Source organism: Streptomyces sp. NRRL S-495, from assembly GCF_000966955.1.
GTDB lineage: Bacteria > Actinomycetota > Actinomycetes > Streptomycetales > Streptomycetaceae > Kitasatospora > Kitasatospora purpeofusca.
Genome location: NZ_JZWY01001227.1, coordinates 1 through 393 on the forward strand (window position 1 = coordinate 1; position 393 = coordinate 393).

The following is a 393-nucleotide window of genomic DNA, read 5'->3' on the forward strand; positions in this document are numbered from 1 at the left end:
CGGGACCGGTGTCCTCCAGCCAGTACGGGCGACGCTGGAAGGGGTAGGTAGGCAGGGAGACACTGCCCGGACGCTGTCCGGTGAACACCCGGTCCCAGTCGGGCAGCAGACCGCCCGCGTATGCCTCGCCCAGGGACGTCAGGAAGCGGTCGAGGCCGCCCTCGCCGCGCCGCAGGGTGCCCACGACCACGGCGGGGCCCTGCGCGGAGCCGGCGGTGTCGGCCGCGTCGGCGGTCTGCTGGACACCGAAGGTGAGCACGGGGTGCGGGCTGGACTCGACGAAGAACCGGAAGCCCTCGCCCAGCAGCGTGTCCGTGGCCCGCCCGAACTCCACCGTCTCCCGCAGGTTCCGGTACCAGTACTCCGCGTCCAGGGCCTTGGTGTCCAGCCAGT

1 protein-coding gene is annotated in these 393 nt (G+C 72.5%); it reads right to left on the bottom strand.

The window, feature by feature from the left end; translation table 11 throughout:
- Window positions 1–393, bottom strand: a 393-nt coding sequence (locus VR45_RS40780) for an acyltransferase domain-containing protein (RefSeq protein WP_045945032.1), incomplete at both ends; no start/stop codon positions are given.